This is a genomic window from Herbaspirillum robiniae (genome assembly GCF_002213415.1).
In the GTDB taxonomy this organism is placed as follows: Bacteria; Pseudomonadota; Gammaproteobacteria; order Burkholderiales; family Burkholderiaceae_D; genus Herbaspirillum; species Herbaspirillum robiniae.
The window spans coordinates 388,261-402,543 of the sequence record NZ_NJGU01000005.1 but is presented as its reverse complement, the minus strand read 5'-3'; the positions used below and the strand labels follow the sequence as shown (position 1 = coordinate 402,543).

The 14,283-nt window shown below is 65.7% G+C and carries 13 protein-coding genes; 7 read left to right on the top strand and 6 right to left on the bottom strand.

Annotated features, from left to right (window positions below):
• Positions 1-8: 8 nt before the first annotated feature.
• Positions 9-494 carry an NUDIX hydrolase gene (locus CEJ42_RS11100; protein ID WP_088751105.1) on the bottom strand — a complete coding sequence of 162 codons (486 nt, stop codon included), beginning with the start codon at positions 492-494 and terminating at the stop codon, positions 9-11.
• Between the two features lie 165 nt (positions 495-659).
• Between CEJ42_RS11100 and CEJ42_RS11095 the strand changes: the two genes are divergently transcribed.
• The 4 genes from CEJ42_RS11095 (at position 660) to CEJ42_RS11080 (ending at position 4,053) form a co-directional block, all read left to right on the top strand.
• A complete protein-coding gene (locus CEJ42_RS11095; protein WP_088751104.1) occupies positions 660-1,775 on the top strand; it encodes a Re/Si-specific NAD(P)(+) transhydrogenase subunit alpha in 1,116 nt (371 codons plus the stop codon).
• A 109-nt stretch (positions 1,776-1,884) separates the two neighbouring features.
• Positions 1,885-2,247, top strand: a complete 363-nt coding sequence (panD, locus tag CEJ42_RS11090) for an aspartate 1-decarboxylase (RefSeq protein WP_079216722.1) — start codon at positions 1,885-1,887, stop codon at positions 2,245-2,247.
• Positions 2,248-2,302: 55 nt separating this feature from the next.
• A complete protein-coding gene (locus tag CEJ42_RS11085; RefSeq protein ID WP_079216721.1) occupies positions 2,303-2,617 on the top strand; it encodes an NAD(P) transhydrogenase subunit alpha part 2 in 315 nt (104 codons plus the stop codon).
• Positions 2,614-4,053, top strand: coding sequence for an NAD(P)(+) transhydrogenase (Re/Si-specific) subunit beta (locus tag CEJ42_RS11080; RefSeq protein ID WP_088751103.1), 1,440 nt, complete (start codon positions 2,614-2,616; stop codon positions 4,051-4,053). The genes CEJ42_RS11085 and CEJ42_RS11080 overlap by 4 nt, the downstream gene beginning before the upstream one ends.
• 80 nt (positions 4,054-4,133) lie before the next feature.
• Here the strand turns inward: CEJ42_RS11080 and upp are convergent, their stop codons facing one another.
• The 5 genes from upp to CEJ42_RS11055 all read right to left on the bottom strand — a co-directional run bounded on the left by upp (position 4,134) and on the right by CEJ42_RS11055 (position 9,238).
• Positions 4,134-4,781 (bottom strand): uracil phosphoribosyltransferase, encoded by a 648-nt coding sequence (upp, locus tag CEJ42_RS11075; RefSeq protein ID WP_088751102.1) that lies wholly within the window; start codon positions 4,779-4,781, stop codon positions 4,134-4,136.
• Positions 4,782-4,878: 97 nt separating this feature from the next.
• Complete coding sequence (locus CEJ42_RS11070; protein WP_088751172.1) at positions 4,879-6,027, bottom strand: FAD-dependent monooxygenase; 1,149 nt, start codon at positions 6,025-6,027, stop codon at positions 4,879-4,881.
• Between the two features lie 117 nt (positions 6,028-6,144).
• A complete protein-coding gene (gene pepP, locus CEJ42_RS11065) occupies positions 6,145-7,491 on the bottom strand; it encodes a Xaa-Pro aminopeptidase (RefSeq protein WP_088751101.1) in 1,347 nt (448 codons plus the stop codon).
• 12 nt (positions 7,492-7,503) lie between these two features.
• Positions 7,504-8,196 carry an N-acetylmuramate alpha-1-phosphate uridylyltransferase MurU gene (murU, locus tag CEJ42_RS11060; protein WP_088751100.1) on the bottom strand — a complete coding sequence of 231 codons (693 nt, stop codon included), beginning with the start codon at positions 8,194-8,196 and terminating at the stop codon, positions 7,504-7,506.
• Between the two features lie 10 nt (positions 8,197-8,206).
• The gene (locus CEJ42_RS11055) at positions 8,207-9,238 is read right to left on the bottom strand and encodes an aminoglycoside phosphotransferase family protein (RefSeq protein WP_088751099.1); all 1,032 of its coding nucleotides are present in this window, start codon (positions 9,236-9,238) and stop codon (positions 8,207-8,209) included.
• Positions 9,239-9,335: 97 nt separating this feature from the next.
• On the opposite strand from CEJ42_RS11055, the gene CEJ42_RS11050 reads away from it, so the two are divergent.
• The 3 genes from CEJ42_RS11050 to pdxA all read left to right on the top strand — a co-directional run bounded on the left by CEJ42_RS11050 (position 9,336) and on the right by pdxA (position 14,277).
• A complete protein-coding gene (locus CEJ42_RS11050) occupies positions 9,336-11,612 on the top strand; it encodes an LPS-assembly protein LptD (RefSeq protein ID WP_088751098.1) in 2,277 nt (758 codons plus the stop codon).
• Between the two features lie 24 nt (positions 11,613-11,636).
• The gene (locus CEJ42_RS11045; RefSeq protein ID WP_079216713.1) at positions 11,637-13,142 is read left to right on the top strand and encodes a peptidylprolyl isomerase; all 1,506 of its coding nucleotides are present in this window, start codon (positions 11,637-11,639) and stop codon (positions 13,140-13,142) included.
• A gap of 100 nt (positions 13,143-13,242) precedes the next feature.
• The gene (gene pdxA, locus CEJ42_RS11040) at positions 13,243-14,277 is read left to right on the top strand and encodes a 4-hydroxythreonine-4-phosphate dehydrogenase PdxA (protein ID WP_088751097.1); all 1,035 of its coding nucleotides are present in this window, start codon (positions 13,243-13,245) and stop codon (positions 14,275-14,277) included.
• Positions 14,278-14,283 lie beyond the last annotated feature (6 nt).

Here is a 14,283-nt window from a genome sequence, read left to right as displayed (position 1 = left end):
GAATGTCTTCAGTCCAGCTCGCCGATGGCGCTGGGGTCGGTGTGCACCAGTTCCAGCGGCGCGCGCTGGCCACGCAGCCAGTCGTCCACGCAGCGCAGCACCAGCGGGCTGCGGTGGCGGTCGGCGCAGGCGGCCAGTTCGTCGCGTGTCATCCAGACGGTGCGCAGGATGCCTTCGTCCAGCTCGCGCTCGAGCCGCTCGCCGACCGTGCCGGCGAAGGCGAAGCGCAGGTAGGTCACGCTCATGCCGCCGCGCGAGGAGGAGACGTTGCGCGACAGGTAGGTGCCCACCAGCGCGGTCGGCGTGAACGGATGCGCCGATTCCTCCAGCGCCTCGCGCACCACCGCGTCCAGCAGCGACTCGCCGGGTTCCAGGTGGCCGGCCGGCTGGTTAATGCGAATGGCGTCGCCGCTTTGCTCCTCGACCATCAGGAAGCGGCCCTGCCGCTCGATGATGGCGGCCACCGTGACGGAGGGTTTCCAGACTTCAGACATTGATTACCTCGTTAATCCGCCATTTTACCTCGCCGGCGCGGACTCTTCAGCGCAAAGCCCCGCGCTGCAAGGATTCCCCGTCTTTTGGCGTACCCTGGCAAAGTTGTTGGGTTTCGAATTTTGTCGTGTAAGATTCGAGTAAGAATCAACAAAAAGGAGCTTTGAATGAGGATAGGGATTCCCGCCGAAAGCCGGGATGGAGAAACGCGTGTCGCCGCGACCCCGGAGACCGTCAAGAAACTGGTGGCCGCGCGGCACGAGGTGATGGTCGAGTCGGGCGCAGGCGTGAAGTCCAGCATTCCGGACGAAGCCTTCGTCGCCGTCGGCGCCAGCATCGGCAGCGCCGATGCCGTCTACACCGCGGAAATCATTCTCAAGGTGCGCGCTCCCAACGAACAGGAACGCGCCCGGATCAAGGCTGGAACGGTGGTCGTCGGCATGTTGAATCCCTTCGATGCCGACAACATCGCGGCCATGGCCGGCGCCGGGCTGACCGCCTTCGCGCTGGAAGCCGCGCCGCGCACCACCCGTGCGCAATCGATGGACGTCCTGTCCTCGCAAGCCAATATCGCCGGTTACAAAGCGGTGCTGATGGCAGCCAACACCTACCAGCGTTTCATGCCCATGCTGATGACCGCCGCAGGCACGGTCAAGGCGGCGCGCATGCTGATCATGGGCGCGGGCGTCGCGGGCCTGCAGGCCATCGCCACGGCAAAGCGTCTGGGTGCGGTGATCGAGGCGTCCGACGTGCGTCCTGCGGTCAAGGAGCAGATCGAGTCGCTGGGCGCGAAATTCCTCGACGTCCCCTTCATCACCGATGAAGAACGCGAGATCGCCCAGGGCGTGGGCGGCTATGCCCGCCCGATGCCGCCGGACTGGATGAAGCGCCAGGCCGAACTGGTCCACGAGCGCGCCAGGCAGGCCGACATCATCATCTGCACCGCGCTCATTCCCGGGCGCAAGGCGCCGGTGCTGATCAGCGAGGAAACCGTGAAAGCGATGAAGCCGGGTTCGGTGATCCTGGACATGGCGGTCGACCAGGGCGGCAACTGCCCCTTGTCCGAACCGGGCAAGACCGTGGTCAAGCACGGCGTGCACATCATCGGCGAGGGTAACCTGGCCGCGCTGGTGGCGGCGGACGCATCTGCGCTGTACGCGCGCAACGTGCTCGATTTCCTCAAGCTGATCATCGACGCCGAAGGCAAGCTCGTGATCAGCAAGGAAGACGACATCGTCGCCGCCACGCTGCTGTGCCAGGGCGGGGAAATCCTGCGCAAGTAAGACAAGCCGGGCAAGCGCCGGAGCCCCGGCGCCCCGGCGCGACGGCGGCCGCGCCCAGGGCCGGGCCGCCGCCCGCACCACATTCACTTAAAAAAGAAGGAAGAAGTACATGCAACGCATCATGCTGCGCGCCAAGATTCATCGCGCCTCCGTCACCCAGTGCGACCTCAACTACGAGGGCTCCTGCGGCATCGACGAAGACCTGCTGGAGGCGGCCGACATCCGCGAGTTCGAGAAGATCGAACTCTACAACGTCAACAACGGCGAACGCTTCTCCACCTACGCCATCCGCGGCAAGCGCGGCAGCGGCGAGATTTCCCTCAACGGCGCGGCGGCCCGCCTCGCGCACCTGGGCGATCTGCTGATCATCTGCACCTACGCGCCCATGTCGGATGAGGAAGTCGCGCAATACAAACCGAAGGTCGTCTTCGTCGACGACAAGAACCGCATCACCAGCCTGAAGGCAATCTGACCCACGTGAATCCTGTCGCGGCTTCGCCGCCGCGCAACAAAGAGAGGAACAAGAAATGGAAGTCAGTCACACCATCATCAACCTGATCATCTTCGTGCTGGCGATCTACGTCGGCTACCACGTGGTCTGGACCGTCACCCCGGCGCTGCACACGCCGCTGATGGCGGTCACCAACGCCATCTCGGCGATCATCATCATCGGCGCCATGCTGGCCGCCGGCCTGACCGAAGGTCCGGTGGGCCGCATCGCCGGCACGCTGGGCGTGGCGCTGGCGGCGGTCAACGTGTTCGGCGGCTTCATGGTGACCCAGCGCATGCTGGAGATGTTCAAGAAGAAAGAGCCCAAGGCCAAGTCGGGAGGAGCAGCATGAGCATGAACCTCGTCACCCTGTTGTATCTGGTCGCCTCGATCTGCTTCATTCAGTCGTTGAAGGGCCTGTCGCATCCGGCCACCGCGCGTCGCGGCAATGCCTTCGGCATCGCCGGCATGGTGATCGCGGTGCTGACCACGCTGGCCCTGATCGTGAAGTTGAAAGGCGAGGGCGCCGACTCGGCCGGCAGCATCGGCTACCTGCTGGTGGCCGCCGGCGTGATCGTGGGCGGCGGCATCGGCGCCTATCTCGCGCGCAGCGTCGAGATGACCAAGATGCCCGAACTGGTGGCGGCGATGCACTCGCTGATCGGCCTGGCCGCAGTCTGCATCGCGGTGGCCGCCGTGGCCGAACCCTGGGCGCTGGGCATCTCCGGCCACGGCATGCCGATTCCCGTGGGTAACCGCGTGGAGCTGTTCATCGGCACGTTTGTGGGCGCCATCACCTTCTCCGGTTCGGTGATCGCCTTCGGCAAGCTGTCGGGCAAGTACAAGTTCCGCCTGTTCCAGGGGGCGCCGGTGAATTTCTCCGGCCAGCATTTCCTGAACCTGCTGCTGGCGGTGGCCATGATCGGCTTCGGCATCATCTTCGTGCTGACCCAGAACTGGCTGCCCTTCATCATCATGGCGGCGATCGCCTTCGTGCTGGGCGTGCTGATCATCATCCCCATCGGCGGCGCCGACATGCCGGTGGTGGTCTCGATGCTCAACAGCTATTCGGGCTGGGCCGCGGCCGGCATCGGCTTCTCGCTGAACAACCCGATGCTGATCATCTCCGGTTCGCTGGTGGGCTCCTCGGGCGCGATCCTGTCCTACATCATGTGCAAGGCGATGAACCGTTCGTTCTTCAACGTGATCCTGGGCGGCTTCGGCGGCGAGGCCGCGGCGGCCGGCGGCGGCGCGCAGCAACAGCGCAACGTCAAGTCGGGTTCGGCCGATGACGCCGCCTTCCTGATGGGCAATGCCGAGACCGTGATCATCGTTCCCGGCTACGGCCTGGCGGTGGCGCGCGCGCAGCACGCCTTGAAGGAGCTGACCGAGAAGCTGACCCACAACGGCGTGACCGTGAAGTACGCGATCCACCCGGTGGCGGGCCGCATGCCCGGCCACATGAACGTGCTGCTGGCCGAGGCCGAAGTGCCCTACGACCAGGTGTTCGAGATGGAAGACATCAACAGCGAGTTCGCGCAGGCCGACGTGGTGCTGGTGCTGGGCGCCAACGACGTGGTGAACCCGGCGGCCAAGGACCCGAAGTCGCCGATCGCCGGCATGCCCATCCTGGAAGCCTACAAGGCCAAGACCGTGATCGTGAACAAGCGCTCGATGGCCGCCGGTTATGCCGGGCTGGACAACGAACTGTTCTACATGGACAAGACCATGATGGTCTTCGGCGACGCCAAGAAGGTCATCGAGGACATGGTCAAGGCGGTGGACTGAGCTCTGCATCGATTGGTGCCATGAAAAAAGCCGCTCCTCGGAGCGGCTTTTTTTTGCGCGGGAAGACGAATCGTCGCGGCTTACTTGGTCCCGAAGATGCGGTCGCCGGCGTCGCCCAGGCCCGGCACGATGTAGGCGTCTTCATTCAGGTGCGAATCCAGCGAGGCGACGTAGAGCTTGACGTCCGGATGCGCGTCGGTGAACACCTTCACGCCTTCGGGCGCGGCCACCAGTGCCACGAACACGATGTTGGCGGCGGGCACGCCGCGCTTTTTCAGCGCGTCGACCGCGTAGACCGCGGAGTTGCCGGTCGCCACCATGGGGTCGCACAGGATCATCGTGCGGTCCTGCAGGTCGGGCAGGCGCACCAGGTATTCCACCGGCTGGTGGTTCTCGTCGCGGTAGACGCCGATGTGGCCCACGCGCGCCGAGGGGATCAGCTCCAGCAGGCCGTCGCTCATGCCCACGCCTGCGCGCAGCACCGGCACGATGGCCAGTTTCTTGCCGGCGATCACCGGGGCGTCGTAGGTCACCAGCGGGGTCTCGATGGATTCGGTGGTCAGCGGCAGGTCGCGGGTGATCTCATAGCCCATCAGCAGCGTGATCTCGCGCAGCAGGTCGCGGAAGGTGCGCGTGGAGGTGCGCTTGTCGCGCATGTGGGTGAGCTTGTGCTGGATCAGCGGGTGGTCCAGGATGAAGAGGTTCTTGAAGCGCGGATCTTGTTTCATGATGGAAAGCGATTGGGCTGTGTGGGTACGGCGTTGCGCCGCGATGGCGGCATTGTCTCACGGCGCGGCCCGGCGCGGAATCCGTCGGGCGCGGGCGTCAGCGGCGGCCGAACATCATCTGCTCGGCCAGCAGGTCGCGCGCCGCCGGCAGCAGGTCGATGGCGCCCAGCGACAGGCCCAGCGCCGCCTGCAGGGGCGAGCCTTGCGGCGAACCGGCGAAGGCGCGCGCCATCAGGTCGGTCAGCCGGATGGTCAGGCCGCGGTCGCCGCCGCGCTTGCGCTCGAAGGCCGACAGCGCCGCGGGCGACAGCTCGCGCGCCAGCGTGTCGGCCAGCACGCGGGCGTCGCGCAGGCCCAGGTTCAGGCCTTGTCCGGCGACCGGGTGCAGCGTCTGCGCGGCATTGCCGATGGCCACGACGCGGCGCGTCTGGCCGGGGTTGGCGTTCAGTCCAAGCGGATAGGAGTGGCGCGCGCTGGCGCGCGTGAAGCGGCCGACGCGGTGGCCGAAGGCCTGGTTCAAGGCCGCCAGGAAGACGCCGTCGTCCAGCGCCAGCAGCCGTTCGCCGGTGGCGGGGCGCACGCACCACACCATGGCGTAGCCGTCGTCCTGCGGCAGCAGCGCCAGCGGGCCTTCATCGGTGAAGCGTTCGAAGGCGCGATGGGCGACCGGCTGGTCGGCGTGCACATGGGCGATCAGCGCCAGCTGCTGGTAATCGCGTTGCACCGATTTCCGTTTCTGTTCGCCGAACACGCCGCCCTCCGCTTGGATCGCCAGCGCGGCGCGCAGCACGCGGCCGTCCTGCAGCGAGACGGCGACGTGGTCTTCCTCTTCGGCCAGCGCGGCGACTTCGGCCGGGCGTAGGAAACTGATGCCAAGCGGCGTGAGCGCGTTCGCCAGCGCCTGGTTGACCTCGCCGTAGCGGGCGACATAGCCCAGCGCGGGCAGTGCGTAGTCCTTGCGGTCCAGCAGCGTGCGGCCGAAATGGCCGCGGCGCGAGACGTGGATCTGTTCGATCGCGGTGGCGCTCCTGCCGACGGCATCCCAGGCGCCGAGCTCGTCCAGGATCTGGCGGCTGCCGTAGGAGAGGGCGATGGTGCGCGGATCCCGCGCCGCCTGCTCCGGCGTCTTCATGTCGACCAAGGCGATGCGCGCGGCATCGCGCCCGCGGCGCGCCAGCAGGCCGGCGACGCTTTGGCCCACCGGGCCGCCGCCGCAGATGATGAGGTCGAAGTCGACGGTGTTCATGGTGCCCATGGTGCCGGTAGCGAGTGAAGTGCGGGAGCGAAAGAAGCCGCCATTGTAGCGGAGCGGCATGCGCGCGGATTGATCCGGCGCATGCCCGGCGTGATGCAGGGAAGGCTGTCAGCCCTGGCGCATCAGCGCTTCGATGTCGTCGACCTTGCTCGGCACGCCCGTGGTCAGCAGTTCGCAGCCGGTGGGCGTGACATGCGCGTCGTCTTCGATGCGGATGCCGATGTTCCAGTATTTCTCCGGCACGCCTTCGCCCGGACGCACGTAGATGCCCGGTTCGACCGTGAGCACCATGCCCGGCTGCAGCGTGCGCCAGGGTTTGGTGCCGTCGGCCGTGGCCGGGTCGCGGTAGTCGCCCACATCATGCACGTCCATGCCCAGCCAGTGGCCGGTGCGGTGCATGTAGAACTGGCGGTAGTCGCCTTTCTCGATCACGTCTTCCAGCGAGCCGACCTTGTTCTTGTCCAGCAGGCCGGTGTCGAGCATGCCCTGCGCGAGGATCTTTACGGCGGCGTCATGGCCGTCCATGAAGCGCTTGCCGGGCGCGGTCTCGGCGATGGCCGCAACCTGCGAGGCCAGCACAATTTCGTACAGCTCCTTCTGCGGGCCGCTGAACTTGCCGTTGGCCGGGAAGGTGCGGGTGATGTCGGAGGCGTAGCCGTCCAGTTCGCAGCCGGCGTCGATCAGCACCAGGTCGCCGTCCTTCAGTTCGGCGTCGGACGCGCGGTAATGCAGCACGCAGGAGTTGGCGCCGGTGGCGACGATGGAGCCGTAGGCCGGATATTGCGAACCGTTGCGGCGGAATTCATGCAGCAGCTCGGCTTCAAGATGGTACTCGCGCAGGCCGGGGCGCGACAGGCGCATGGCGCGGCAATGCGCTTCGGCGGAAATCACGCCGGCGCGCTTCATCAGATCGATCTCGAAGGCATCCTTGAACAGGCGCATGTCGTCCAGCAGCACGCTGACGTCGACCACCGAGCCGGGCGCGGCCACGCCGCTGCGCGCCAGCGCGCGCACGCCCTGCAGCCAGCGTTGCAGCTGGGCGTCGCGTTTTTCGTCTTGCCCCAGGCCGTAGTAGACGGCGGGCGCATCGGCCAGCAGCGCCGGCATGCTCTTGTCGAGTTCGTCGATGGGATGCGCGGCGTCGAAGGCGAACTGCTGCTGCGCGGCTTGCGGGCCGAAGCGGTAGCCGTCCCAGATCTCGCGTTCCAGGTTCTTGTCGCGGCAGAACAGGATGCTGCGATTCTCGCGGCCGGCGACCAGCACCAGCACCGCCTCGGGTTCGGTGAAGCCGGACAGGTAATAGAAATAGCTGTCGTGGCGATACGGATAGTCGGCATCGCGGTTGCGCATGACTTCGGGCGCGGTCGGGATGATGGCGACGCCGCCGCCGGCCTTTTGCATGCTGGCGATCAGGCGCTCGCGACGAGCGGCGAAGGGCGTGGCGTTGAAGCTCATGGCGTGCGCTCCTTAGTTCAATGCTTGCAGTTGATCGATGGTGCCGACGTTATGCCAGTCACCGCGATAGACGTCGCCGCCGACCTGGCCTCGCGCCGCATATTCGCGCAGCAGCGGGCCGAGCTTGGCATGTTCGCCGGGCGTGATGGCGTCGAACATCTGTGGACGGTAGACGCCGATGTTGGCGAAGGTCAGCTTCTGTTCGCCTTCGTTGGCGATGGAAAAATTGTTCAGCGCGAAGTCGCCCACGGGATGGAAGGGCGGGTTCCTGACCAGCCAGATCCAGGCCACGTCGCGCTTGTCCAGCGCCAGCGGGTTGCCCCATGGGTCTTCGTCTTCCAGCACGGACTTGACCTGCTCGTAGTCGAAGTGCGGGCAGTAGATATCGCCGGAGACCGCCACGAAGGGTTCCTCGCCCAGCAGGTGGCGCGCCTTGGCGATGCCGCCGGCGGTTTCCAAGGCGGTGCCTTCCGGCGAGTATTGCAGCTGCGCGCCGTACTTGCTGCCGTCGCCCAGCGCTTCTTCGATCATGTGGCCGAGGTGGGCGTGGTTGATGACGATGTCGGTGATGCCGGCGCGCACCAGCGACAGGATCTGCCAGACGATCAGCGGGCGGCCGCGCACTTTCAGCAGCGGCTTGGGACATTCGTCGGTCAGCGGGCGCATGCGCTCGCCGCGGCCGGCTGCGAAGATCATGGCTTTCATGTCGGCCGCCTCAGAAGGTGTAGCCGAATTTCGGCGCGTGTTCCTGCTCCAGCTTTTCGATCAGGCGCACCAGCGGCGTGAAGGCGACATAGCGGCGCGCGGTCTTGAGCGTGTATTCCATCACCAGCGGCATGTCCTTCAGATAGGCATCCTTGCCGTCGCGGTGGTAGAGGCGGGCGAAGATGCCGAGCACCTTCAGGTGGCGCTGCAGGCCCATCCACTCGAAGTCGCGGTAGAAGCTATCGATGTCCGGCGCCACCGGCAGGCCGGCGCGGCGCGCCTTTTCCCAGTAGCGGATGGCCCAGTCCAGCACCAGTTCCTCGTCCCACTGGATGTAGGCGTCGCGCAGCAGCGAAACCAGGTCGTAGGTGATGGGGCCGTAGACCGCATCCTGGAAATCGATGATGCCGGGATTGCCGGCCGGCAGCACCATCAGGTTGCGCGAATGGTAGTCGCGGTGCACATAGACCTGCGGCTGCGCCAGGTTGTTGGCCAGGATGGCGTCGAAGGTCTTGGTCAGCACCGCGTTCTGCTCGTCGGTGAGCGTCACGCCCAGGTGCTTGCCGATATACCACTCGCGAAACAGCTCCAGCTCGCGCAGCAGCAGCGGACGGTCGTATTCCGGCAGCGCCTCGGGCTTGCTTTGCGCTTGTAAAAGTATCAAGGCCTCGATCGCATCCATGTATAGTTTGTGCGCGCTGTCGGCCGTGAGCTGGTTCAGGTAGGTGGTCGAGCCGAGATCGGTCAGCAGCAGGAAGCCGCGGGCCGGGTCTTGCGCCAGGATCTTGGGCACCGTGACGCCGGTGGCGCCGAACAGGCCGGCGACCTTGACGAAGGGGCGCACATCTTCCTGCGGCGGAGGCGCGTCCATCACGATGGCGGTGCTACCGTCTTTCGTATCCACACGGAAATAGCGGCGGAAGCTGGCGTCGGCCGAGGCCGGGCGCAGGGTGGAGGACAGCACCGGAGTGTCGGCGAGGGTATCGAGCCAGGCGTGCAATTCGGACAGGCGGAGATCAGGGGCAGAACTGGATGAAGACATGAACTATCTGAGGAATTCGTTTGACGTGTATGAGTTCCCATATAATAAGGGATTAAATTCAAAAAATCCGCCTGCACGGTGTCTAGCCACTCTTTTCATGATCCGGTTTCCCAAGTCTCTTTCTGAACGCACTGTCAACTGGCGGTTGGCGCGTCTGTTTTCATCGGTTGTCGTGGTCGCATCGGCGTCCAGCCTGCTGCCGCTGACGGTCCACGCGCAAATGGCGGTGCCGCAGCCGGCCGCCGCGCCTGCCGACGACAAGGATGCGCCGGTCAATGTCAGCGCGGAGCAGATGACCGGTCGCCCCGACCGCCAGGTCAACCTGGATCGCGACGTCGAGATCATCAAGGGCGGCACCACCATCAAGGCGGACAAGGCCGAATACCGCATCATCCAGGACGAAGTGGAGGCCACCGGCCACGTCTGGATGAAGCGTTTCCAGGACCAGTACACCGGCGACCATGCCGAGATGAACATGGGCTCGGGCGCCGGCTACGTGACCCAGCCGACTTACCTGATTGGCAAGAACGGCGGCCGCGGCAAGGCCGAGCGCATCGACTTCCTCTCCGACGACCAGGCGCAGGTGCAGCAAGGCACCTACAGCACCTGCGAGGCGACCGACCCGGACTGGTACCTGCGGGCCAATACCCTGGATCTGGACAGCGGCCGCGACGTCGGCACCATGCACGGCGGCCTGCTGTATTTCAAGGATGTGCCCATCCTCGGTTCGCCCTGGATGACCTTCCCGTTGTCGGGCGAGCGCAAGTCCGGCGTGCTGCCGCCGACCTTCGGCGCGACCAGCACCGGCGGCGCGGAACTGGCGGTGCCGTACTACTTCAACCTGGCGCCCAATTACGATCTGACGCTGGTGCCGAAGTACATTGCCCGCCGCGGTTTCCAGCTGGGCGCGGAAACGCGTTACCTGGGCGACACCTATTCCGGGATCACCAACGTCGAAGGCATCCAGGACCGCGTGACCGGCACCGGCCGCTACTCGCTGTCGTCGATCCACAATCAGACGCTCGCGCCCGGCCTGACCCTGGCCTGGAACCTGAACAAGGCTTCGGACAACGACTATCCATCCGACTTTTCGCATTCGATCACCGGCAGCACGCAGCGGCTGCTGACCCGTGACGTCAGCCTGACCTATAGCAGCACCTACTGGAGCCTGTACGGCCACGTATCGAAGTACCAGTTGCTGCAGGACGTCGACAGCCCGATTACCAAGCCCTACGACCGGGTGCCGCAAATCGTCTTCACCGGCTCCCGCTATGACATTGGCGGTTTCGATTTCAATACGGTTGCCGACTTCACGCGCTTTTCCAGCGGCGACCTGGTCGGTGGCGACCGCGCTTTCGTCACGCAGTCCGTTTCCTATCCCATCGTGCGCCCGGGTTACTTCATCACCCCGAAGCTGTCCGTGGATGCGACCCGCTACAACCTGAACAACGTCTCGGTGGGCCAGCCCACCAATTTCTCGCGCACCGTACCGACGGTATCGCTGGATTCGGGCATGGTTTTCGAGCGCGAGTCCACGCTGTTGGGCCGCAGCATGACGCAGACCCTGGAGCCACGACTGTTTTATGTCCGTACGCCTTATCGTGACCAGTCGCAGCTCCCCAACTTCGACTCCGGCCTGGCCGATTTCAATTTCGCCCAGATCTTCAGCGAGAACCGTTTCGTCGGCCACGATCGCATCAGCGATGCCAACCAGCTTACCGCCGCACTCACCTCGCGCCTGATCGAGGAAAACGGCCTGGAGCGTCTGCGCATGGCAGTGGGGCAGCGCTACTACTTTGCCGATCCCAAGGTTATCCTGAATGGCACCACCGCCACCACGCTGGGCAGCAAGTCGGACCTGCTGCTGTCCTTGGGCGGCCAGATTTCCAAGGAATTCTCCACCGACAACACGGTGCAGTACAGCGAGACGCTGCGCCAGATGGTGCGTTCCACTTTCGGCCTACGCTGGCAGCCGGCGCCCAAGCGCGTGCTGAACCTGCAATACCGGCTGGACCGCACTTACGTGAACCCGTCGACCGGCCTGCTCGATCCGCTCAAGCAGGTCGACGTCTCCGGCCAGTGGCCGATATCGCAACGCTGGTATGCTGTGGGCCGCATCAACTATTCCATCCCCGACAAGACCGTGGCCGAAGGACTTGCCGGCATGGAGTACAAGGCGGACTGCTGGGTGTTCCGTGTCGTGGCGCAACGGATTCCGACCTCGTCGACCAAGGCGTCCACGGGCTTCTTCTTCCAGTTGGAACTCACCGGCTTCTCCAAGATCGGCAACAACCCGCTTGAAGCGATCAAGAGCAGCGTTCCGGGCTACCAGAACGTGAACCTGCCGGACAGCACTCCCAACAGCAATTTCTAACCTCTTTCTGACCTGTGTTCATTCATGCGTAATATGCGTACACCACTCCTCGCAAAAACCAAAACAGTGACCGCGCTGCTGTGCGTGCTTGGCGTGATCGGCGATGCGCATGCGCAATTCGCGACCACCATCATTCCGGTGACGCCGTCGGAAACCGCTCCGCAAGCCCCGGCCAAGCCGGCGGCCAAGCCCGCTGCGGCGCCTGTGGCCAAGCCGGCCGCCGCCGCGCCGGCTCCTGCAGCTGCAGCCCCCGCATCTGCGCCTGCCGCGGCTTCGGCCGCTGCGCGCAGCGAACCCAGGCCGGTCGATTCGATCTTGGTCGTGGTCAACAACGAGGTCATCACGCGCCAGGAAGTGGCCGATCGCCTGGCCAGCGTGGAGCAGCGCATGACCGCGCAGAACGCCCAACTGCCGCCGCGCAACCAGCTGGTGCGCCAGCTGGTCGAGCGTATGATCGTCGAGCGCGCGCAGGCCCAGACCGCCAAGGAAAGCGGCATCGTCGTGGATGACACGATGCTGGACCGCGCCATGCAGCGCATCGCCGACCAGAACAAGATGACGATGCCGGAGTTCCGCGCCCGCCTGGAGAAGGAAGGCATGATCTACGCCTCCTTCCGCGAAGAGATCCGCCGCGAGATCCTGAGCCAGCGCCTGCGCGAGCGTGAGGTCGACAACAAGGTCACCGTCACCGAGTCCGAGGTCGACAACTACCTCGCCGCCGAAGCCAACGCCGGCGGCGCGCGCCAGGAGCTGGACATCGCCCAGATCCTGGTCCGCGTGCCGGAAAACGCATCGCCCGAGCAACTGGCCTCGCGCCGCGAGCGCGCCGAAGACGTGCTGCGCCAGCTCAAGACCGGCGCCGATTTCGCCAAGACCGCGGCCGCTTATTCCGACGCATCCGATGCGCTGCAGGGCGGCGATCTCGGCTGGCGTCCTTCCGATCGCCTGCCGCAGCTGTTCCTGGACGGCGTCGCCAAGCTGCAGGACGGCCAGGTCAGCGGCATCCTCAAGAGCGGCAACGGCTTCCACATCCTGAAGCTGGTCGGCCGCCGTGCCGCCGGCAACACCCAGGCTGCCGCACCGGCGGTGCAGCAGACCCACGTGCGCCACATCCTGATCAAGGTCAACCAGGTGGTGACCGCGGCCGACGCCAAGCGCAAGCTGGCCGAGCTGAAGGAGCGCCTGGACCATGGTTCGGCCACCTTCGAAGAACTGGCCAAGCTGTATTCGAATGACCTGTCGGCCGCCAAGGGTGGCGACCTGGGCTGGATCTACCCCGGCGATACCGTGCCGGAGTTCGAGCGCGTGATGGACCAGTTGAAGCCGGGCGAAGTCAGCGATCCGGTCGAGTCGCCGTTCGGTTACCACCTGATCCAGGTGGTCGAGCGCAAGACCGACGACGCTTCCAAGGAGCGCGCGCGCCAGGCGGCCCGCCAGGCCATCCGCGAACGCAAGATCGAGGAAGCCACGGAAGACTGGATGCGCCAGATTCGCGACCGCGCCTACGTCGAATACCGCAACGACGACTAAGCATTGCCAGGACGCGCCATGCGGCGCGTCCCGCATCACCGAGCAAGAAGCCGGCCCTGTCGCCGGCTCTTGTCCTTTTGAAGCCCACCAGTTTCACGCCATGAACCGACCCATCATTGCGCTCACCTGCGGCGAACCGGCAGGCATCGGCCCCGAGATTTCCCTGCGTGCGGCCTGGGAGCTGCGCGACGAAGTGCGTTGCGTGCTGCTGGGCGACGCCGCGCTCCTGGCCCAGACCGCCTACGACATCGACCGGCAGATGCGGGTGGCGGCGATTTCCATCCAGGCGTGGCGCAACAGCGGCCTGCCCAATTTCCCGGCCGATTGCCTCTGCGTGATCGACTGCCCGGCGGCCGAACCGGTGCGCGCCGGCCAGCTCGACGCGCGCAACGGCCGCGCCGTGCTGCAGACGCTGGACATGGCGGTGGAAGGCGCACTGAACGGCGCCTTCGCCGCCATCGTTACCGCGCCGCTGCAAAAGAGCGTCATCAACGACGCCGGCGTCGCCTTCACCGGCCACACCGAATACCTCGCCGACGTCACGAAGACGCCGCAGGTGGTGATGATGCTGGCCGGCGGCGATGCGCCGCACCTGCGCGTGGCCCTGGCCACCACCCACCTGGCGTTGAAGGACGTGCCGGCCGCTATCACCGCTGAGAGCCTGGCGCGCACGCTGGACATCATCCAGGCCGACCTGCAAGGCAAGTTCGGCATCGCCCGTCCGCGCATCCTGGTGACCGGCCTCAATCCGCATGCGGGCGAAAACGGCTATCTCGGCCGCGAGGAGATCGAGGTGATCGCGCCGGCCCTGCAGGCAGCCCAGCAGCGCGGCATCGATGCGCGCGGCCCGTATCCGGCAGACACGCTGTTCCAGCCCAAGTACCTGGAAGACGCCGATTGCGTGCTGGCGATGTACCATGACCAGGGGCTGCCGGTGCTCAAGTTCGCCAGCTTCGGCCATGGCATCAACATCACGCTGGGCCTGCCGCTGATCCGCACCTCGGTCGACCACGGCACCGCGCTGGACCTGGCCGCGCGCGGCCTGGGCCATGCCGACCACGGCAGCATGATGGTAGCCATCCGCGCCGCCGCCGATATGGCGCGCAAGCAGAAGGATGCGCAGGCGTCGCCCTGATGCCCG